21 protein-coding genes are annotated in these 17,032 nt (G+C 72.3%); 10 read left to right on the forward strand and 11 right to left on the reverse strand.

Going from position 1 to position 17,032, the window contains the following annotated elements:
* On the forward strand, nucleotides 1-411 hold a 411-nt coding region (locus ACIWVC_RS30665; protein ID WP_396454897.1), incomplete at its 5' end, for a hypothetical protein.
* Nucleotides 412-435: 24 nt separating this feature from the next.
* Here the strand turns inward: ACIWVC_RS30665 and ACIWVC_RS30670 are convergent.
* The 3 genes from ACIWVC_RS30670 to ACIWVC_RS30680 form a co-directional block, all read right to left on the reverse strand.
* Entirely contained in the window at nucleotides 436-561 is a 126-nt protein-coding gene (locus ACIWVC_RS30670; RefSeq protein ID WP_396454898.1) for a hypothetical protein, read from the reverse strand.
* A gap of 41 nt (nucleotides 562-602) precedes the next feature.
* Nucleotides 603-986, reverse strand: a complete 384-nt coding sequence (locus ACIWVC_RS30675) for a DUF6247 family protein (RefSeq protein ID WP_396451838.1) — start codon at nucleotides 984-986, stop codon at nucleotides 603-605.
* A 151-nt stretch (nucleotides 987-1,137) separates the two neighbouring features.
* On the reverse strand, nucleotides 1,138-1,731 hold the full coding sequence (locus tag ACIWVC_RS30680; protein ID WP_396451837.1) for a hypothetical protein: 594 nt from the start codon (nucleotides 1,729-1,731) through the stop codon (nucleotides 1,138-1,140).
* A gap of 256 nt (nucleotides 1,732-1,987) precedes the next feature.
* On the opposite strand from ACIWVC_RS30680, the gene ACIWVC_RS30685 reads away from it, so the two are divergent.
* Genes ACIWVC_RS30685 through ACIWVC_RS30700 form a run of 4 tightly spaced genes read left to right on the forward strand, consistent with a single transcriptional unit; the run spans nucleotide 1,988 to nucleotide 4,066 of the window.
* The gene (locus tag ACIWVC_RS30685; RefSeq protein ID WP_396451835.1) at nucleotides 1,988-2,554 is read left to right on the forward strand and encodes a dihydrofolate reductase family protein; all 567 of its coding nucleotides are present in this window, start codon (nucleotides 1,988-1,990) and stop codon (nucleotides 2,552-2,554) included.
* The gene (locus ACIWVC_RS30690; RefSeq protein ID WP_396451834.1) at nucleotides 2,551-2,898 is read left to right on the forward strand and encodes a YciI family protein; all 348 of its coding nucleotides are present in this window, start codon (nucleotides 2,551-2,553) and stop codon (nucleotides 2,896-2,898) included. The genes ACIWVC_RS30685 and ACIWVC_RS30690 overlap by 4 nt, the downstream gene beginning before the upstream one ends.
* Complete coding sequence (locus ACIWVC_RS30695) at nucleotides 2,895-3,803, forward strand: RNA polymerase sigma factor (protein WP_396451832.1); 909 nt, start codon at nucleotides 2,895-2,897, stop codon at nucleotides 3,801-3,803. The genes ACIWVC_RS30690 and ACIWVC_RS30695 overlap by 4 nt, the downstream gene beginning before the upstream one ends.
* Nucleotides 3,788-4,066 (forward strand): hypothetical protein, encoded by a 279-nt coding sequence (locus ACIWVC_RS30700; RefSeq protein WP_396454899.1) that lies wholly within the window; start codon nucleotides 3,788-3,790, stop codon nucleotides 4,064-4,066. Before ACIWVC_RS30695 ends, ACIWVC_RS30700 begins: the two co-directional genes overlap by 16 nt.
* A gap of 6 nt (nucleotides 4,067-4,072) precedes the next feature.
* On the opposite strand, the gene ACIWVC_RS30705 is transcribed toward ACIWVC_RS30700, so the two are convergent.
* The 6 genes from ACIWVC_RS30705 to ACIWVC_RS30730 all read right to left on the reverse strand — a co-directional run bounded on the left by ACIWVC_RS30705 (nucleotide 4,073) and on the right by ACIWVC_RS30730 (nucleotide 10,217).
* Entirely contained in the window at nucleotides 4,073-5,008 is a 936-nt protein-coding gene (locus ACIWVC_RS30705; protein WP_396451829.1) for an EamA family transporter, read from the reverse strand.
* Between the two features lie 101 nt (nucleotides 5,009-5,109).
* Nucleotides 5,110-6,021, reverse strand: coding sequence for a 23S rRNA (guanosine(2251)-2'-O)-methyltransferase RlmB (gene rlmB / locus ACIWVC_RS30710; protein WP_396451827.1), 912 nt, complete (start codon nucleotides 6,019-6,021; stop codon nucleotides 5,110-5,112).
* A 184-nt stretch (nucleotides 6,022-6,205) separates the two neighbouring features.
* Nucleotides 6,206-7,600 carry a cysteine--tRNA ligase gene (cysS, locus tag ACIWVC_RS30715; protein WP_396451825.1) on the reverse strand — a complete coding sequence of 465 codons (1,395 nt, stop codon included), beginning with the start codon at nucleotides 7,598-7,600 and terminating at the stop codon, nucleotides 6,206-6,208.
* Nucleotides 7,601-7,690: 90 nt separating this feature from the next.
* Nucleotides 7,691-8,977 carry an RNA polymerase sigma factor gene (locus ACIWVC_RS30720; RefSeq protein ID WP_396451823.1) on the reverse strand — a complete coding sequence of 429 codons (1,287 nt, stop codon included), beginning with the start codon at nucleotides 8,975-8,977 and terminating at the stop codon, nucleotides 7,691-7,693.
* Nucleotides 8,974-9,330 (reverse strand): YciI family protein, encoded by a 357-nt coding sequence (locus ACIWVC_RS30725; RefSeq protein ID WP_396454900.1) that lies wholly within the window; start codon nucleotides 9,328-9,330, stop codon nucleotides 8,974-8,976. The genes ACIWVC_RS30720 and ACIWVC_RS30725 overlap by 4 nt, the downstream gene beginning before the upstream one ends.
* Nucleotides 9,331-9,467: 137 nt before the next feature.
* On the reverse strand, nucleotides 9,468-10,217 hold the full coding sequence (locus tag ACIWVC_RS30730) for a DUF6585 family protein (RefSeq protein ID WP_396451820.1): 750 nt from the start codon (nucleotides 10,215-10,217) through the stop codon (nucleotides 9,468-9,470).
* 216 nt (nucleotides 10,218-10,433) lie between these two features.
* On the opposite strand from ACIWVC_RS30730, the gene ACIWVC_RS30735 reads away from it, so the two are divergent.
* Genes ACIWVC_RS30735 through fahA form a run of 3 tightly spaced genes read left to right on the forward strand, consistent with a single transcriptional unit; the run spans nucleotide 10,434 to nucleotide 13,657 of the window.
* Entirely contained in the window at nucleotides 10,434-11,633 is a 1,200-nt protein-coding gene (locus ACIWVC_RS30735; RefSeq protein WP_396451818.1) for a hypothetical protein, read from the forward strand.
* A gap of 30 nt (nucleotides 11,634-11,663) precedes the next feature.
* Complete coding sequence (locus tag ACIWVC_RS30740; RefSeq protein WP_396451817.1) at nucleotides 11,664-12,443, forward strand: hypothetical protein; 780 nt, start codon at nucleotides 11,664-11,666, stop codon at nucleotides 12,441-12,443.
* Nucleotides 12,440-13,657 (forward strand): fumarylacetoacetase, encoded by a 1,218-nt coding sequence (gene fahA, locus ACIWVC_RS30745; protein ID WP_396451816.1) that lies wholly within the window; start codon nucleotides 12,440-12,442, stop codon nucleotides 13,655-13,657. The genes ACIWVC_RS30740 and fahA overlap by 4 nt, the downstream gene beginning before the upstream one ends.
* Nucleotides 13,658-13,701: 44 nt before the next feature.
* On the opposite strand, the gene ispF is transcribed toward fahA, so the two are convergent.
* Nucleotides 13,702-14,163 carry a 2-C-methyl-D-erythritol 2,4-cyclodiphosphate synthase gene (gene ispF / locus ACIWVC_RS30750; RefSeq protein ID WP_396451814.1) on the reverse strand — a complete coding sequence of 154 codons (462 nt, stop codon included), beginning with the start codon at nucleotides 14,161-14,163 and terminating at the stop codon, nucleotides 13,702-13,704.
* A 22-nt stretch (nucleotides 14,164-14,185) separates the two neighbouring features.
* The gene (locus tag ACIWVC_RS30755; protein ID WP_089328581.1) at nucleotides 14,186-14,668 is read right to left on the reverse strand and encodes a CarD family transcriptional regulator; all 483 of its coding nucleotides are present in this window, start codon (nucleotides 14,666-14,668) and stop codon (nucleotides 14,186-14,188) included.
* 350 nt (nucleotides 14,669-15,018) lie between these two features.
* On the opposite strand from ACIWVC_RS30755, the gene ACIWVC_RS30760 reads away from it, so the two are divergent.
* Together ACIWVC_RS30760 and ACIWVC_RS30765 are read left to right on the forward strand one after the other, a co-directional pair.
* Nucleotides 15,019-15,792, forward strand: coding sequence for a hypothetical protein (locus ACIWVC_RS30760; RefSeq protein ID WP_396451812.1), 774 nt, complete (start codon nucleotides 15,019-15,021; stop codon nucleotides 15,790-15,792).
* Between the two features lie 235 nt (nucleotides 15,793-16,027).
* Nucleotides 16,028-16,918, forward strand: coding sequence for a hypothetical protein (locus ACIWVC_RS30765; protein WP_396451810.1), 891 nt, complete (start codon nucleotides 16,028-16,030; stop codon nucleotides 16,916-16,918).
* The last annotated feature ends 114 nt before the right edge of the window (nucleotides 16,919-17,032 follow it).

The following is a 17,032-nucleotide window of genomic DNA, read 5'->3' on the forward strand; positions in this document are numbered from 1 at the left end:
GACAAACACGCGGCGGAGGAACGCAGTGCGCGTGATGAAGCAGAGCGCCGCAGTCAGGCGGAAAAGATCGCAGCGTGGTTCGCGCCAGCACCTAGTACCGCCCTCGAAGAGAACATGTTCGGCGCTTTTGTGCGAAATGCGTCTGATCTTCCTGTATTCGATATCTACCCAGTATTCCAGCCGGCGAGTGATGGTGAGCCGACTGCTGGAGGCGATTGGTTCTTTGAAAACATCGCCGTACTCCCACCCCACGAAACCAAATTCATGCCGCTAGAACTGGCGGAAGACGAATATGAAGAAGTCCCACACCACCTCCGAAATGGAATGTTCTTGATAGAGATCACCTTCCGTGATGCTGCAGGAGTACGGTGGATACGCTCCGCCGACGGATTGCTCGTACAAACAAACTGACTTTCGCCATGGGTGTGATGAGTGTCAGCCGGTCCAGGTGACGTCAAAAACGCGGATGATCTCGGCTGTATCGTCGACGTAGAAGGAGGCCAGGCCGTAGGTGCCGAGGATGACTTGGCGGTATTCAGGCTCGTCGTTGTAGAGAGCCATCGCGTCCCAGGGACGTTCGGCAACGTCGGCGAGGGATGTCACTAGGGCGTCGAAGGCCTCTGGAGGGAGGCCGCCGATCTGGGCGAGTGCGGTTGCGTGCAGCTCGACGCGGTAATTCGACGAGCGCCGTCCGCACTTTCAGGCCACCCGGGGATTGTTTCTGCGGCGTCAGTGAAGACGGCCGGGGCGCCTGTGCGTGCCTGCTGTGCCCGCTCGGCGAAGTCGGGGCGGGCGTACGCGGTGGCCCGCATGTGCCAGAGGCGGAGGACCTCTTGGAGTTGGCGGTAGCGCCAGAGTTCGTGCGCGGCGTCGAGGGCGCTGTGGTAGTCCCGGATGAACCGCTCTCGCTCCTCATGGGGCAGGCGACGGAGGATGCCTTCTGGATCGAGCGGGCCATGATCGTGATTGAGTGGTTCAGCCGTCATGACGCCCCTCCTCAGCACTGAGTGTCCTTGCCAGCCCTCATCATGAGTCTACGGGTGTGCCGTCCAGTAGAGGGCGCAAGCCGGGCGTTCGAAGCGGTGGCGCCACTGGTGGACGGTGGTCTGGGTTTGGGAGGGGGTTGGTTCGTGGTGGTCAGGTTGCGGCTAGGGAGACTAGGAGTACCGCTAGCAGGGTTGTCACGATGATGGCGGCGGTTGCTAGGGCCAGGCGGTAGGGGTGTTGTTCCACCTTGGTCAGGATGCCTGGGTAGGTCTCGGCGAACTTCTTTGGGTTGATCGGGCTGCTTGGGCCGCTGCACGGGACGTCCAGCGTGGTCACCAGGAGGTCTAGGTCCCCGCGGCGGTAGGCGTCGGCGGGGATTCTCAGGAGCAGGCTGCGGCTCTCGTCCAGGACGAACAGGTTCCCGTTGGTCGCTCCGCGTGGGGCGGTGATCCTTGCGCGGATTACCTCGGCGATGTGCGCGCGTGGCTTGTGCTGGGCGGAGAACGGGCCTCGCAGGACGAGTTCGTGCTGCGTCAGGACGATCCGGGCGCGCAGGAGGCTTCCGAGTACGAAGAGGAAGAGCACGGCGAAGACGCCGCCGACGATCGGGGCGAACACCGTCGGGGCGTCGCCTATCAGGATCGCGGCGACGATGGCCGCTGCCGCCACGGCGATGGCTGCCAGGATGGCCGAACCTGCGCGAAAGTCCGGCCGCAGTACGAGGTCGTCCTCGCGCACGTCCATGTCGTTCCTTTCAGGTGGTCACCTCGGTGAAGCGGACGGTGACCTTGTGCTGGGTCATCGCGGCGATGTCTATGTTCAGGTTTGCTTCCTGGGTCTCGGTGTCTTGGGTTGAGACGGTGATCGGGGTGCCGGCGGCGCTGTAGGCACAGGAGCGTGAGGGGCACAGCTGCCACCGACCGCTTGGTGATCACGGGTGGAGCCTATGTCGATTTGGGGGTGGCTCGTTCGTGTAGGGGGTGACAGGAGGGAGATTTCCGTGGGGAACGTCGTGCTTGTGGAGCATCTGTCGTTGGACGGGGTCATGCAGGCCCCCGCCGCCGCCGATGAGGACGTGCGGGGCGGCTTCCCTCGTGGGGGGTGGGCCCTCGCGGGGAACGACCAGGTCATGAGGGACGTGCTCGGGAAGGGGATGGGCGGGGAAGGGGGCCTGCTGCTCGGACGGCGGACGTACGAGCAGTTCTACGGGTACTGGCCGAAGCAGACGGACGGCAACCCGTACACCGACGCGCTGAACCGGACCACGAAGTATGTGGTGTCGCGGACGTTGCAGGAGCCGCTGCCCTGGATGAACTCCGTGCTCGTCGGTGATGTGGAGGACGTCGAGAAGATCGAGGGCGGGCTCACCGTGCTGGGGAGCGGGGTGCTGGCGCGGGAGCTCATGCGGCGGGGGCTCGTCGATGAGTGGCTGCTCATGGTCCATCCGGTGGTGCTGGGGACGGGACGGCGGCTGTTCGACGGGGTCGAGGCGGGCATGCGGCTGGTGGAGTCGGTGACGACGACGACCGGGGTAGTGATCGTGAGGTATGAGAAGGAGGAGGCATGAAGCTCTATGCGCTCAACATGATCCAGCCGGTGGGCGATCCTCCGCCGCCGGAGGTGCTGGACAAGGTCATGGCGGAGATCGGGGAGATCCGGCGGGATCTGGAGCTGGAGGAGTCGTGGGTGTTCGGGCGCGGGCTCCACGGGCCCGAGGCGAGCACCGTGGTGCGGCTGCGGGGTGACGAATGCGTCGCGACGGACGGGCCCTGGACGGAGGGCAAGGAGCACATCGGCGGCATCACGATCATCCAGGTGGAGGATCTGGACGCGGCGCTGAAGGTCGCGGCGCGGTTCACCAAGGCGACGGGGCTGCCGATCGAGGTGCGGCCGTTCGTGGGCGAGGTGTGATCGAGCGGGTCTTCCGGGAGGAGCACGGGCGGGCGGTGGCCGTCCTGGTCCGGGTCTTCGGCGACGTCGACGTGGCCGAGGAGGCGGTGCAGGACGCGTTCGTGGAGGCGGTCCGGCGGTGGCCGTCGGACGGGACGCCGCCGAGCCCGGCCGGGTGGATCATCACGACGGCGCGGAACAAGGCGATCGACCGGCTGCGCCGGGAGGCGCTGCGGGACGGGAAGCAGGCGGAGGCCGTGCTGATCGGCGGGGGTGAGCCGGTCGTGGACGGCGGGGTGGAGGACGACCGGCTGAGGCTCATGTTCACGTGCTGCCATCCGGCGCTGGGGCTTCAGGCGCGGGTGGCGCTGACGTTGCGGCTGCTGGGCGGGCTGAGCACGGTGGAGATCGCGCGGGCGTTCCTCGTGCCGGAGAAGACGATGGCGCAGCGGCTCGTCAGGGCGAAGGCGAAGATCCGGGACGCGCGGATCCCCTACCGGGTGCCGGAGAAGGCGGAGCTTCCGGAAAGGCTGTCCGGGGTGCTGGCCGTCATCTATCTCGTGTTCAACGAAGGGTATGCGGGGCGGGAGGAGCTGGGCGGCGAGGCGATCAGGCTGGGGCGCGTCCTGCGGGAGCTCATGCCGGACGAGCCCGAAGTGCTGGGGCTTCTCGCACTGATGCTCCTGGTGGAGTCGCGCAAGGCCGCCCGGATCAAAGGCGGCGAACTTGTTCTGCTGTCTCAGCAGGACCGCGGGTTGTGGATCGCGGGCTCGTGGAGGAAGGGCAGGCGCTCGTCCGGCGGTGCCTGGCGATCGACCGGCCGGGGCCGTACCAGATCCAGGCCGCCATCAACGCGGTGCACAGCGATGCGGCGACGGCCGAGGATACGCGGTGGGATCAGATTCTGGAGTTGTACGACCAGTTGATGGCCGTCGCGCCCACTCCTGTCGCGGCGCTCAACCGGGCGGTGGCGGTGGCGGAGGTCGAGGGTCCGGAGGCAGGTCTTGCTCTCGTGGACGGTCTCGACCTCGGCCGGTACTACCTGTTCCATGCGATCCGCGCCGATCTGCTGCGCCGGCTGGGACGGGACGCGGAGGCCGCCGGCGCCTACGCCGAGGCCATCGAACTGACGGAGAACCCGGCTGAACTTGCTTTTCTCAAGAGGCGCCGGAGGGGTCTGCGCGTCTGAAGATGTTCAGAGCCGCCCGGCCGGCTGCGGGAGCGGCACGGGGGCCTCCAGGGCCGGCGCGGGCTTCCGGTTGAACGACTGGCCGGCGACCAGGGCCCCGAGCGCGATGGTGAATCCGACGAGCTGCCAGAACGTGAGCGTCTGCCCGAGGACCAGCAGGCCCGCCAGGGTCGCGACCATCGGGTTGGTCAGGCCGAGCAGCGAGACGGACGTCGGGGCGAGCCGGTCGATGCCGCGGAACCACAGCGCGTACGCGATCGCGGTGCCGACGATGCCGAGGTAGGCGAAGCCCAGCACGTTCTCGCCCGTGACGGACGGCGGGACGCCCTCGGTCAGCAGCGTCAGCGGCAGCAGGACGAGGCCGCCGACGGTGAGCTGCCACCCGGTCATGACCAGCGGCGATTCGGGACGTCCCCACTTCTTCGCGAGGACGATCGCGGCGGCCATGAGGGACGTCGCGGTGAGCATGGCGGCGATGCCGAGCGGGTCCAGGCGGGCGTCGGAGGTGAGCGTCAGCAGCGCGACGCCGCCGGTGCCGGCGAGCGCCGAGTACAGGACGGCGCGGGCCGGGCGGACGCGCAGGACGCCGAGCGACAGCAGCGCCACGACCAGCGGCTGCACGGAGCCGACGGTGGCGGCGACCCCGCCCGGCAGCCGGTAGGCGGCGAAGAAGAGCAGCGGGAAGAAGGCGCCGAAGTTCAGCATGCCGAGGACGGCGGACTTCCACCACCAGGAGCCGCGCGGGAGGCGCCGGGTGGCGGCGAGCAGCACCAGCCCGGCGGGCAGCGCGCGCAGGGTCGCGGCCAGCATCGGGCGGTCGGCGGGAAGGAGGGTGGTGGTGACGACGTAGGTGGTGCCCCAGCTTGCGGGTGCGAAGGCGGCCAGGGCGAGGTCGGACGCGTGGCGGGCGGGCTGCGTCCGCGGTGCCGCGATGGAGGTCATGAGGGAGATCACCTCAGCGTGGGCATGAGCACGGCAGGTACATCAATGCTAAGCCTATGAACGTTGAGATTATTCCTGTTGAGATAAAGTTTCCGCGGCGGTCAGGCGCGCAGGCGGCTGACCTCGTACAGTGCGATGCCCGCGGCGACCCCGGCGTTGAGCGACTCGGCCCTCCCCGGCATCGGGATCGTGACCAGCATGTCGCAGGTGTCGGCGACCAGCCGGCCGAGCCCCTTGCCCTCCGAGCCCACGACCAGCACGAACGGCCCGGACGCGATCTCCAGGTCGGCGACGGTCACGCCGCCGCGCGCGTCCAGCCCGGCGACGAAGCAGCCCGCCTTCTGGTACGCCTTGAGCTGCCGCGCCAGGTTCGTCGCCTGCGCGACGGGGCAGGTCGCGAGCGTCCCGGCGGACGACTTCCAGGCGCCCGCGGTGATCCCGGCCGCGCGCCGCTCGGGCACGACGACCCCGGTCGCGCCGAACGCGGCGGCGGACCGGACGATCGCGCCGAGGTTGCGCGGGTCGGTGATCCCGTCGACCGCGACGACCAGCGGCGCGGCGCCCTTGAGCAGGTCGTCCGGGTGCGCGTACCGGTACGGCCTGACCTGCAGCGCTATGCCCTGGTGGACGGCGCCGCCGGTCAGCCGGTCGAGCTCGTTCTTCCCGGTCTCCAGCAGCGGGACGCCGCGGTCGGCGGCCAGCTGGATCGACTCCCGGACCCGCTCGTCGTTGCTGGACATCACGTACAGCGCCGTGCCCGGGACGCCCGCGCGCAGCGCCTCGACGACCGGGTTCCGGCCGGTGACCAGCTCGGGGACCTCGCCGTTCGCGCGCCGAGCGCCGGCGGGACGCCCGCCGGGGGCGGCGGCCGCGGCCTTCGCGCGCCCGCCCGGCCCCAGCGTCGGCGTGCCGGTGCGCTTGGCGTTCTTGATGGCGCGGGCCTTCTGGCGCTTGCCGTGCCAGTGCCGGTCCTCGGCCTTGGGGGTCGGTCCCTTGCCCTTGCGCTTGGCCATTGTGCGTTACGCCCCTCGCGACGATTGCGTGCTCGCCCTCGCGGCTGCCGGGCGGCTAAGACTCTCTCGGCTAAGAACTCTGTCGGCTAAGACTCTGTCGGCGGGACGGCACGTCGGCGAACCCCCGCGAACGTCCGATTTTATCCGCCGCGCGGGACGCGTCGCGCACTCCGCGCGGCGCCGGTCAGCCGCGCTTCAGCTCCCAGCGGGGGCCGTGCGGGGTGTCCTCGACCACGATCCCGGCCTCGGCCAGGCTGTCGCGGATGGCGTCGGCGGCCGCGTAGTCCTTGCGCGCCCGCGCGGCCTGCCGCTGCTCCAGCGCCACCGCCACCAGGGCGTCCACGACGGGGCGGAGGTCCTCCTCGCCCGCCTTCCTCCACTGCGGCGACAGCGGGTCGATGCCGAGGACGTCCGCCATGGCCCGCACCGCGGCGAGCGCGCCGCGCGCCGCGTCATGGTCGCCGGACGCCAGCGCGCTGTTGCCCTCCCGGACGGTCTCGTGCAGCACCGCCAGCGCCTGCGGGACGCCTAGATCATCGTCCATCGCGGCGGCGAACGCGGACGGCACGGACGACGCGGGGACGGCCCCCACCACCTCCGAGGCCCGCGTCACGAAGCCCTCGATCCGCTGGTAGGCGGAGACGGCCTCGGCCAGGGCGGCGTCGGTGTAGTCCATGAGCGACCGGTAGTGCGCCGAGGCGAGGTAGTAGCGCACCTCCACCGGGCGGGCCTTGCCGAGCAGATCGGGCAGCAGCACCACGTTGCCGACCGACTTGCTCATCTTCTCGCCGTCCACGGTGAGGAGGCCGTTGTGCAGCCAGTAGCGCGCGAACCCGTCGCCGGCGGCGCGGGATTGGGCGATCTCGTTCTCGTGGTGCGGGAAGATGAGGTCGACCCCGCCGCCGTGGATGTCGAACGTGGGGCCGAGGTACTTCGTCGCCATCGCCGAGCATTCGAGATGCCAGCCGGGACGCCCGCGGCCCCAGGGCGTCTCCCAGGACGGCTCGCCCGGCTTGGCGCCCTTCCAGAGCGCGAAGTCGCGCGGGTCGCGTTTAGCGTCCTCATTGGGCGTGTCGCCTGCGGACCGCATGTTCTCCAGCCGCTGGTTCGACAGCGCGCCGTACTCGTCGGCCCACGACTTCACGTCGAAGTACACGTCGCCGCCCGCGGCGTACGCGTGGCCCTTCTCGATCAGCCGGCGGATCAGCACGATCATCTCCGGGACGTGCCCGGTGGCGCGCGGCTCGACCGTCGGCGGCAGGCAGCCGAGCAGGTCGTAGCCCTGGTTGAACACGCGCTGGTTGCCCTCGGCGACCGCGAACCACGGGACGCCCTGCTCCGCCGACACCGCGATGATCTTGTCGTCGATGTCGGTGACGTTGCGCGCGAACGTCACCTCGTACCCGGACGCGCGCAGCCAGCGCAGCAGCACGTCGTAGATGACGCCCGAGCGGAGGTGCCCGATGTGCGGTGATGCCTGCGGGGTCGCACCGCACACGTACATCCCCACGCGGCCTTCTTCGAGGGGCTCGAACGTGCGGACGCTGCGGGTGCCGGTGTCGTAGAAGCGCAGACTCACAGGGTTCAGGTTATTGGATCGGCGAGCGGCCGCGTCGCGCATTGCGCGGCGCGGCCCCCGCCGCCGCGTCGCGCCTCGCCGAACACCGCGTCAAGCGTCCCCGTCGTCCCCGTCGTCCCCGCCGTCTTCTCCGTCATCTCCGTCTTTCCCGTTGAGCCGGAAGGCGCGGGATTCGAGATAGCGGCGCTCGGGGATGCTGGTCGTGAGCCGCGCCGCCTCCCGGTACGCGTCCCGCGCCGCGCCGGTGTCACCGGCCATCTCCAGCAGGTGGGCGCGGACGGCCGCGAGCCGGTGGTGCCCGGAGACCCGGTCGTCGCCGTCCAGCGTCCGCAGCAGGTCCAGCCCGGCGGACGGCCCGTGCACCATCGCCAGCGCCACCGCCTCGTTGAGCGTGACCACCGGGTTCGGCGCCAGGTGCGACAGCAGCCGGTACAGCGCCAGGATCTGCCGCCAGTCGGTGTCCTCGGGCCGGCGCGCCTCCGCGTGGACGGCGGCGATCGCGGCCTGCAGCTGGTACGGGCCGGGCGGCGACCAGGTGAGCGCGTCGGTGACGAGGGCCGTGCCCTCCTCGATCGCGTCCCGCCGCCAGAGCGTCCTGTCCTGCTCGGTGAGCGGGATCAGCAGCCCGCCGGGCCCCGTGCGCGCCGCCCGCCGGGCGTCGGTGAGCAGCATCAGCGCGAGCAGGCCCGCGACCTCGCCGTCGTCCGGCAGCAGGCCGTGCAGCGCCCGCGCGAGCCGGATCGCCTCCGCGGTGAGGTCGGCGCGCTGCAGGTCCGGCCCGCTGGACGCGGTGTACCCCTCGTTGAAGATCAGGTACAGGACGTGCAGGACGGCGCGCAGCCGCTCGCCCCGCTCCCCCGGCGGCGGCATCGCGAACCGCGCCCCGGCCGCCCTGATCTTCGCCTTGGCGCGGCTGACCCGCTGCGCCATCGTCGCCTCCGGCACCAGGAACGCCCGCGCGATCTGCGCCGTCGTCAACCCGCCGACCGCCCGCAGCGTCAGCGCGACCTGCGAGGACGGCGACAGCGCCGGATGGCAGCAGAGGAACAGCAGCGTCAGGGTGTCGTCCCGGTCGCCCGGCCGGTCCTCGTCCGGGCCGGGCTGCGCGGGTTCCCGCGCGGACACCGCGGCCTCGCGGTCGCGGCGGGCCCGCTCGCTGCGCCACTGGTCGGTGAGCCGCCGCGCCGCGACGGTCAGCAGCCAGCCGCGCGGGTTCTCCGGGACGCCGTCCCCCGGCCACTGCACGGCGGCGGCGAGGAGCGCCTCCTGCACGGCGTCCTCGCAGGCGTCGAACGCGCCGTGCCGCCGCACGAGCGTGCCGAGGACCTGCGGCGCGAGGGTGCGCAGCAGGTCCTCGACGGCCGGGGGCGCCGTCACATCTCCGCCCCGCCCTCGCTCATGACGGCCCGGACCTCCATGCGCCCGCCGAACCGGACGTCCGGCCAGCGCCTGGCGATCTCGACCGCCCGCTCCTCCGACTCGCAGTCGACGGTGAGGAAGCCGGCGAAGTGCTCCTTGGCCTCCAGGAACGGCCCGTCGGTCACCGCCGGCTGCCCGCCGCGCTCCAGCACGTTCTTGGTGGTGGACGGGTCGGCCAGCGCCTCCCCGCCGACCCACTCGCCCGACTCCTGCAGCTCCCGCATGATCGCGTCGACCTCGGCGAACAGCGCGTCGCGCTCCGCCTCCGTCAGCTCCTCCGCGAAGCCGGGGCGGTTGTAGATCAGCAGCATGTACTTCACGGTGTGCTCCTCGTCCCGTGTGTCGTCCCGAGCGGCCCCGGTCGGCCGCTCGTCGGCCCCGGTCGGCCGTTCGTCACTGAACGATCGGAGCCGGCGGCGGGTTCTCTACATGCCCCGCGGAAGAGTTTTCAGAAGGGCCCGCCCGGATCACTGAGCCGGCGGCACAGCGCCGCGAACGCCAGCGCGTCAGGCATCTGGGAGGCGACCGCCACCAGGTCCATCCGGCCGGTGTACGCGCGCACGGTCACCATGCCGTTGCTGATCTCCACGTCCTGGACGGCCTTCCACGGCAGCCGCTCGCCGTCCTTCTCGACGCCGTCCAGGTCCACGGTGAACGGGCCGAGGCGCACCCGCTCCCGCGCCCGCACCGCCGCCAGGCGCCGCGGGACGATCCGGGCCGTCACCTCCTTCGCGACGGTCACGCCGAGCGCCCGGACGTCCGGGATGTCGTCTTCGAGCCGCAGCACGCCGCCGTCGTCCGCGACGATCGTGAAGCACCACCGGATCCGCGGGCCGCTGCGCCGCCCCGAGACCGTCACCGACTCCAGCTCGTCCCACGTGTAGCCGGTCTCGCCGCCCGGCCCGGTGACCGACAGCCCGTTGGTGTAGAGGCGGGCGATCCGGTTGCGGAGGCGGGGGCGGTCGCGTCCCGCGATCCAGCCGGCGGCGGCCGCGTACCCCATCGAGAGCAGCAGCGCGGGGACGCCCACCCACCACGCGCCTTCGTGCAGGTAGACGACGGCCGCCGGGATCAGCGCCAGCGACGCCAGGCCGAGCAGGCACAGCCACGCCCATGTGCGGCGGCCCGCCGCCCGGCCGTCGAACGTCCGGACCGGCTCGCCCAGCCGGTCGTGGACCCCGTCATCAGGCGACGCCACGCCGCGCTACCCGGCCGTCCGGGTTCGGGTCCCGTCCACGAACCAGCCGTAGGGCATCGCAGCCTCCCCTCGGGACGTCGTCGTCCATACCGTACGTCTCCCCCTTTATCGTGCGCAGCGACAATGTGATCACTAAGAAGTTGCGGTTCGCCGCCGTCCGGGCCGATTAATCTCGGCTGCGGACCCTCAAGGCGCCCTCCCCCGGAACGAGACCCCATGCCATCTGACCCGACCCGGCCGACCTTCACCCGCGCGCAGCGGCGGGTGCTCACCGCGCTCGCCGGCCTCGTCGTCGCCGCGCTCGCCGCCGGCGCGTACGTGCTCACCTACGACGTCCTCCGCGAGCTCGCCCTCGCCGGGCGGGTGAGCCGCCGCTGGGCGCCGCTGTACCCGGCGATGGCCGACATCCTCGTCGCGATGACGATCCTGTCGCTGGTCGTCACCCGCAACGCCCGCTGGTGGACGCGGCTGCTCCGCTGGGCGCTGCTGCTCCTCCTCGCCGCCGGGGGCGCCGCGGCCTCCGTCCAGCACGCGGTGTGGGGGTACGGCTCCCTCCCGGACGACGCGGTGCGCGCGGGCGTGGCCGTCGCGCCGGAGGTGATGCTGGTGATCGCGATCTGGCTGTGGCTGACGATGTTCAAGCAGATCCGGGTGGCCCGGCCCGCCGCCGCGGAGACCGCTCCCGTCGAGGGGCAGCGCGGGCATGTGAAGGTGCTGGGGCCCGCCGGGCCGCCGCCGCTCGCGCTGGAGCCGCCCGCCGAGCCGCAGCCGTCCGCAGAGCCGCCGTCCGCAGAGCCGCCGTCCGGCGCCGCCGACGAGGAGCCGCTGATCCCGTTCCCTCCGGAGCCCGCCGCCGAACCCGAGCCGGTCACCGAGCCCGAGCCCGTCACCGGGCAGGAGGCAGGGCGGGCCGCCCCGTACGCGCCCGAGGGCGGCGTCCCGGAGCCCGTCCAGTACCAGCCGGCCGCACACGAGCCCGCCGCACACGAGCCCGCCGCACACGAGGCGGAACACGAGCCGAGCGGCCCCGCGCACGGGCCCGGCGAGGACGAGCCGGCCGGGCCGGGAGGGCGCGCGGAGCCCGAGGGCGCCGGGTACGGGGGGAGCCTGTCGTCCGAGCCGGCGCCGCCGCTGGACGCGCTGCCGGAGCCGCGGCCGCCGCTCGACCAGATCCCGGCGCTGCTCCCGACGGACGTCGAACTCGTCCGCGGCCGCGACCGGGACGACGCCGAGGAGCGCCCCGTGGCGTCCACGACGCGGCCCGACATCGTGGTCCCGGGCGCGGAGGAGGACCTCCACGACACCCCGCCCGCCGACCGCGCCGAGGACCCCGACGCCGGCGACGGCCCGGCCAAGGACTGGAACCCGCCGCCGTCGAGCAACTTCCGCAGCGGCCCCACCCCGCCCGCCGACTAGCCGGACGCGTCCGGGGGTACTGACCCGGGCATGAGCGCCTTACTCGATCGGCTCTTCGACGACGCCGCGCTCTTCCCGCCGGAACGCGCGCCGCTGGACCGGGCGCTGCCCGCCTACCGCGAGGCCGCCCGGAGCCCGGCGGCGGGGCGGCTGCGCTGCCCGGCGTCCCGGTTCGCCGAGCTGCGGACGCATCTCGTCCCGGAGGACCTCCTCGACCTCGTCCTCGTCGGCGACACCGGGGTCGGCGAGCTGCCGAAGACGCTGGACGCCGCCCTCGCCGAGCCGCGCGTCCGGCCGTGCGCGGTGGAGATCGCCGTGCCGGAGGACGCCGACCAGGCGCGGGCCGCCGCCGTGGCGCTCGCCCAGTTGCCGTCCGACGTCCCGGCGCGCATCGAGGTGCGCCCGGCGCCCGGCTGGCGGGACGCGCTGGACCGCATCGCCGCGGCCCGCGACCGCGGCGCGCCCCTCGGCGCCGCGACCGCGGCCGTGTCGGCGGCGTTCATCTGCGCCTGCGCCGAGCGCGGTCTGCGGTTCTCGTGCTGGAACGGTGCGGGCCACGCCGTCCGCTCGCCCTCCGGGCCGGGCTTCTTGAACGTCCTGCTGGCCGCCGCGCAGGCCGCCGCCGGTGAGCGCGATGTGCGCCGGACGCTGGAACGCGCCGACGCCGAGCCCCTGGCCGCCGGCGTCCGGGCCCTCTCCGAGGACGAGGCCCGGGGCGCCCGCCGCCTCCTGGCAGCGCTCAACGTTCGCAATCTCGACGTCCTGCGGCGGATCGGGACGCCGGACATGGGGAAAGATATGTCTCCATGACGACCGTTTCGTGGGTTGATGTCGATGAGAACGCCGGGTTCGGCATCGAGAACCTCCCGTACGGGGTGTTCGCGCGCCCCGGCGAGCTGCCGCGTGTCGGCGTGGCCATCGGCGACCGCGTCCTCGATCTGGCGGCGATGTCCGCCGCAGGGCTGGTGGAGGACCGCCACTACTTCGCCTCGGGGTCGCTGAACGCCTTCATGGTCGCGGGACGGCCCGCCTGGCAGGCGAACCGGGAGCGGGTGACGGAGCTGCTCACCGACGAGTCGTACCGGGAGCGGGTCGAGCCGCACCTGATCCCCGTCGCGGACGTGGAGCTGCTGCGGCCGTTCGAGGTCGCCGACTACGTCGACTTCTACTCCTCCGAGCACCACGCCGTGAACGCGGGGCGGATCTTCCGGCCGAACGGCGACCCGCTGCCGCCGAACTGGAAGCGGCTGCCCGTGGGGTACCACGGCCGTTCGGGCACCGTGTACCCGTCGGGGACGCCGGTCATCCGGCCGTCCGGCCAGCGCCGCCTGCCGGGCGACCCGGATCCGTCGTACGGGCCGTCGCTCCGGCTGGACTTCGAGGCCGAGGTCGGGTTCGTCGCGGGCGTGCCCTCGTCGGCGGGGCGCGGCGTGCCGACGAGCGCGTTCCGGGACCACGTGTTCGGGTTCGTGCTGGTGAACGACTGGAGCGCGCGCGACCTGCAGGCGTGGGAGTCGCTGCCGCTCGGGCCGTTCCTCGGCAAGTCGTTCGCGACGTCGGTCTCGCCGTGGGTGGTGCCGGTCGCCGCGCTGGAGCCGGCCCGCGTGACCCCGCCCGTCCAGGACCCCCCGCCGCTGCCCTACCTGCGCTGCGACGAGCCGTGGGGGCTCGACCTGCATCTGGAGATCTTGATCAACGGCCAGGTGGCGGCCCGTCCGCGGTTCGCGTCGATGTACTGGACGTCCCCGCAGCAGCTGGCGCACGCCACGGTGAACGGCGCCCCGCTCCGCACCGGCGACCTGTTCGCCTCGGGGACGGTCTCGGGCCCGGAACGCGGCCAGCGCGGCTGCATGCTGGAACTCAGCTGGAACGGCCAGGAGCCGCTGGAGCTGCCGGACGGCACGAAGCGCACCTACCTGGAGGACGGCGACACGGTCACGATCCGCGCCCAGGCTCCGGGCGCCTCCGGCTCCCGCATCGCCTTCGGCGAGGTGACCGGCACCGTCCACCCGGCCCAGCCCTAGACCACGAGCCCCCTAGACCACGAGCCCCCTAGACCACGAGGCCCCTAGATCACGAGGGCGGTGGCCATCGCCGCGAGACCTTCGCCCCGGCCCGTCAGGCCCAGGCCGTCCGTGGTGGTGGCCGAGATCGTCACCGGGGCGCCGCCCAGCGCCTCGGTGAGGGTCTTCTCGGCTTCCGCGCGCCGCTTGCCGATCTTGGGGCGGTTGCCGATGATCTGGACGGCCACGTTGCCGATGGTGAAGCCCGCTTCGGTGACGCGGCGGGCCACTTCCCGGAGGAGGTCGACGCCGGAGGCACCGGACCAGCGGGGGTCGTCGGTGCCGAAGACGGCGCCCAGGTCGCCGAGGCCGCACGCCGACAGGAGGGCGTCGCAGGCGGCGTGCGCGGCGACGTCTCCGTCGGAGTGGCCGGCGAGGCCGTGGCCTTCGCCGGGCCATTCGAGGCCCGCGACCTTGAGCGGCCGGGGGGTGGACGAGAACGGGTGGACGTCGGTTCCGACGCCCACCCGCGGAAGCCGTTCGGTCAACTCAGCTGGCCAGGACCTCGTCCAGCAGCGCCTCGGCCTTGTCCTCGTTGGTCTTCTCGGCGAGCGCGAGCTCGCTGACCAGGATCTGCCGCGCCTTGGCGAGCATCCGCTTCTCGCCGGCGGACAGGCCGCGCTCCTTGTCGCGCCGCCACAGATCGCGGACGACCTCGGCGACCTTGTTGACGTCGCCGGACGCGAGCTTCTCAAGGTTCGCCTTGTACCGGCGCGACCAGTTGGTGGGCTCTTCGGTGTAGGGTGCGCGCAGCACCTCGAACACCTTCTCGAGCCCCTCCTGGCCCACGACGTCCCGGACGCCCACGTCCTCGACGTTCTCGACCGGGACCCGCACTGTAAGGTCGCCCTTGTCAACCTTCAGGACCAGATAGGTCCTGTCCTCACCCTTGATGGTGCGAGTCTCGATGGCCTCGATCCGAGCAGCCCCATGGTGGGGGTAGACGACGGTGTCGCCGACCTGGAAAGTCATGTGACAAGTACCCCTTCCGCTAGAACCAGGGTAGCACGGAAACGAGCGTGGCTGAACCGGCGTTACCGACAAATGCCCAGGTCAAACCGCATATTGGGGTATTGACAAAGCCCTTTAATGGTGCATCGGCGTCCAGTTCTCCACACTCAGCGTAGCCGACAGATCACCGTGACCCCATCGGAACGCCATTACCGGTAAGGGGAGCCCCGTTACAAGCATCCGTCCCGCCAGTCGCGCGGATGCGTTCCATACTGGAGGTGAGCATGCCGGGCGCGGCGGGTACGAAGCGCCCGGAAGGCCCCGAATAGGACGGCGGCCCGCGGACCGCGAGCGGCGAGGGGAGGTGCGGCGTGAGGCCGGACGGCGGCGACCCGGAGCCCGACGACTACGGGCTCCCGCCCGTCGACGTGGTCATCCCCGACGACGCCCGCGAGCTCGAGCGGGACATGGCCGCCTACCACCGCGAGGAGCGGCGCCGGCGGCGCCGCGCCCGGCTCCGCCGCCTGGTCCGCCCGGTGACCCGGTTCGGCGTCGCGATCCCGATCATCGCCGGCGCGCTGCTGGTCGCGCTGCTCAGCGGCGTGCTGATGACGGCGTTCGGCCCGCGTCCGGTGCCCCGCCCGACCGGCGCGCAGCTCGCGCCCCGCCCGTCCGCCGGCCCCGGCGAGATCGGCGGCCTGCTGCCGGACCGGGAGGTCGGCATCGTCGCGGACGGCAGCACGTCCGTCCCGCTGCGGAACCTGCGCCCCGGGGTGATCGGCATCGTCCCGCCCGCGTACGAGTGCGAGACGGTGGTGGCCGAGCTCGCGGGCAAGACGCGGGAGTACAAGCTCAACTTCTGGCTCGTCGCCGACCCGCGGCCCGCCGGCGGCGCGAAGGCGACGTCGGTGAAGGAGCTGCGGGCGTGCGCGGGCACCGCCCACGACGGGACACCGCTCCTCCTCGAAGACCGGGACGGCGTCCTCGCCACCGCCTACGCCCCCCGGCCGGCCGCGCCCGGCCCGGCCGGCGCCGGGCTCACCGCCGTGTTCGTGCAGCCGGACGGCATCGTCAGCGAGATCGTCCACGGGCCGCGGCCGGGGCCCGACCTCACCCGGCGGATCGAGTCCCTCGGCACCGGCTGATCGTCCGGGAAAGGCGGCCGGAAGGGACGAAGCGCGGCGGAGCGCGCCGGACGCGGCGCGTCTCCCGTGCGCGTCCGGCGCATCTCCCGTGCATGTTCCGCGCGTTTCCGAGCATTGTTCCCGCCATGCGCTGGCGTGTCGGCGACCCCGGAGCGGGGTCCGCGGCAGGGTCTCGCTACGCTTCCCCTGGCGTATCTCACGCCGCTCTCACAACTTTCCGATGTCACATCTATTGATGACACTTCGCGAGGAGACCGACGCCGTGATCCGAAACAGCCGTCGAGTGGTCGTGCTCGCCGTCGCGGGCGCCGTCGCGATCGCGCCGGTGATCTCCGGCTGCGGCGCCGGCGAGACTCCACAGTCCGCCTACCCGACCCGCCTGACCGAGGGCGTCAACGTGTCGGTGCCCAACGGCAAGCCGCAGGCACTGAAGATCAGCCTGCGCAACATGTTCCTGCTCGGGCCCGCTCCCACCGAGCAGATCAAGCCGGGCCAGGCCATGCCGCTCTACGGTGTGATGATCAACCAGGTGGAGGGCGCGCAGGACAGGTTGGTGTCGGTCAGCTCGCCCGCCTTCGGCGGGGCGAAGATCGCGGGCGGCGCCCTCACGCTCCCGCCCGCCGCGGCGGACGGGGCGGGCGGCGTGGTCAGCCTGCTCGGCAAGCCGCCGGCGACCCCCGCGGCGAGCCCCTCCGCGACGCCGAGCGGACGCCCCTCGGGCACCGCCAGCCCGACGACCACCGGCGGCACCGGCGCCACGCCGAACACGTCCGCGACGCCGACCTCGCAGAACACGGCCGGGCCGGAGCAGAGCCCCCCGCAGACCCCGACCACGGGCGAGCAGCCGCTCGTCGTGCTCACCGGCCTCACCGACGGCGGTCTGCAGCCGGGCTCGACCGTCCCCGTGCGGCTGCAGTTCGAGAACGCGGGCGCCGTGGAATTCCAGGTGCCGATCGTGTCGCACCAGCAGGACTACCTCACCTACCCGCAGGCCGCCCCGGTCGGGCAGGCGACCGGCACCCAGCCGCCCGGGGCCGCGACCGGCCCGGCGACCAGCCCGAGCCCCGGCGCGTCCGGCGAGCCGACCCCCGGCGCGTCGGAGACGCCCGGCGCGAGCGGCGACTGACCCGCCGCCGACCCCGCCCGTCACCCCAGCCCGTCAACCCAGCCCGCGCAGAGCATCCGCGATCGAGTAGGAGGGCCGGGTCGCCCGGCCCTCCTCTCACACCACCGGACATGC

It is taken from the genome of Actinomadura sp. (assembly GCF_044508335.1).
GTDB lineage: Bacteria > Actinomycetota > Actinomycetes > Streptosporangiales > Streptosporangiaceae > Spirillospora.

Excerpts from the sequence above, each read along its gene's own strand:
- ACIWVC_RS30755 (WP_089328581.1), bottom strand. The coding sequence starts at position 14,668 with ATGACTTTCCAGGTCGGCGACACCGTCGTCTACCCCCACCATGGGGCT.
- ACIWVC_RS30725 (WP_396454900.1), bottom strand. The coding sequence starts at position 9,330 with ATGCTGCTGATCTACAACCGCCCCGGCTTCGCGGAGGAGCTGACGGAG.
- ACIWVC_RS30735 (WP_396451818.1), top strand. The coding sequence starts at position 10,434 with ATGCCATCTGACCCGACCCGGCCGACCTTCACCCGCGCGCAGCGGCGG.
- ACIWVC_RS30670 (WP_396454898.1), bottom strand. The coding sequence starts at position 561 with ATGGCTCTCTACAACGACGAGCCTGAATACCGCCAAGTCATCCTCGGC.
- ACIWVC_RS30740 (WP_396451817.1), top strand. The coding sequence starts at position 11,664 with ATGAGCGCCTTACTCGATCGGCTCTTCGACGACGCCGCGCTCTTCCCG.
- ACIWVC_RS30675 (WP_396451838.1), bottom strand. The coding sequence starts at position 986 with ATGACGGCTGAACCACTCAATCACGATCATGGCCCGCTCGATCCAGAA.
- rlmB (WP_396451827.1), bottom strand. The coding sequence starts at position 6,021 with ATGGCCAAGCGCAAGGGCAAGGGACCGACCCCCAAGGCCGAGGACCGG.
- ACIWVC_RS30705 (WP_396451829.1), bottom strand. The coding sequence starts at position 5,008 with ATGACCTCCATCGCGGCACCGCGGACGCAGCCCGCCCGCCACGCGTCC.
- ACIWVC_RS30690 (WP_396451834.1), top strand. The coding sequence starts at position 2,551 with ATGAAGCTCTATGCGCTCAACATGATCCAGCCGGTGGGCGATCCTCCG.
- fahA (WP_396451816.1), top strand. The coding sequence starts at position 12,440 with ATGACGACCGTTTCGTGGGTTGATGTCGATGAGAACGCCGGGTTCGGC.
- ACIWVC_RS30680 (WP_396451837.1), bottom strand. The coding sequence starts at position 1,731 with ATGGACGTGCGCGAGGACGACCTCGTACTGCGGCCGGACTTTCGCGCA.
- ACIWVC_RS30765 (WP_396451810.1), top strand. The coding sequence starts at position 16,028 with ATGACACTTCGCGAGGAGACCGACGCCGTGATCCGAAACAGCCGTCGA.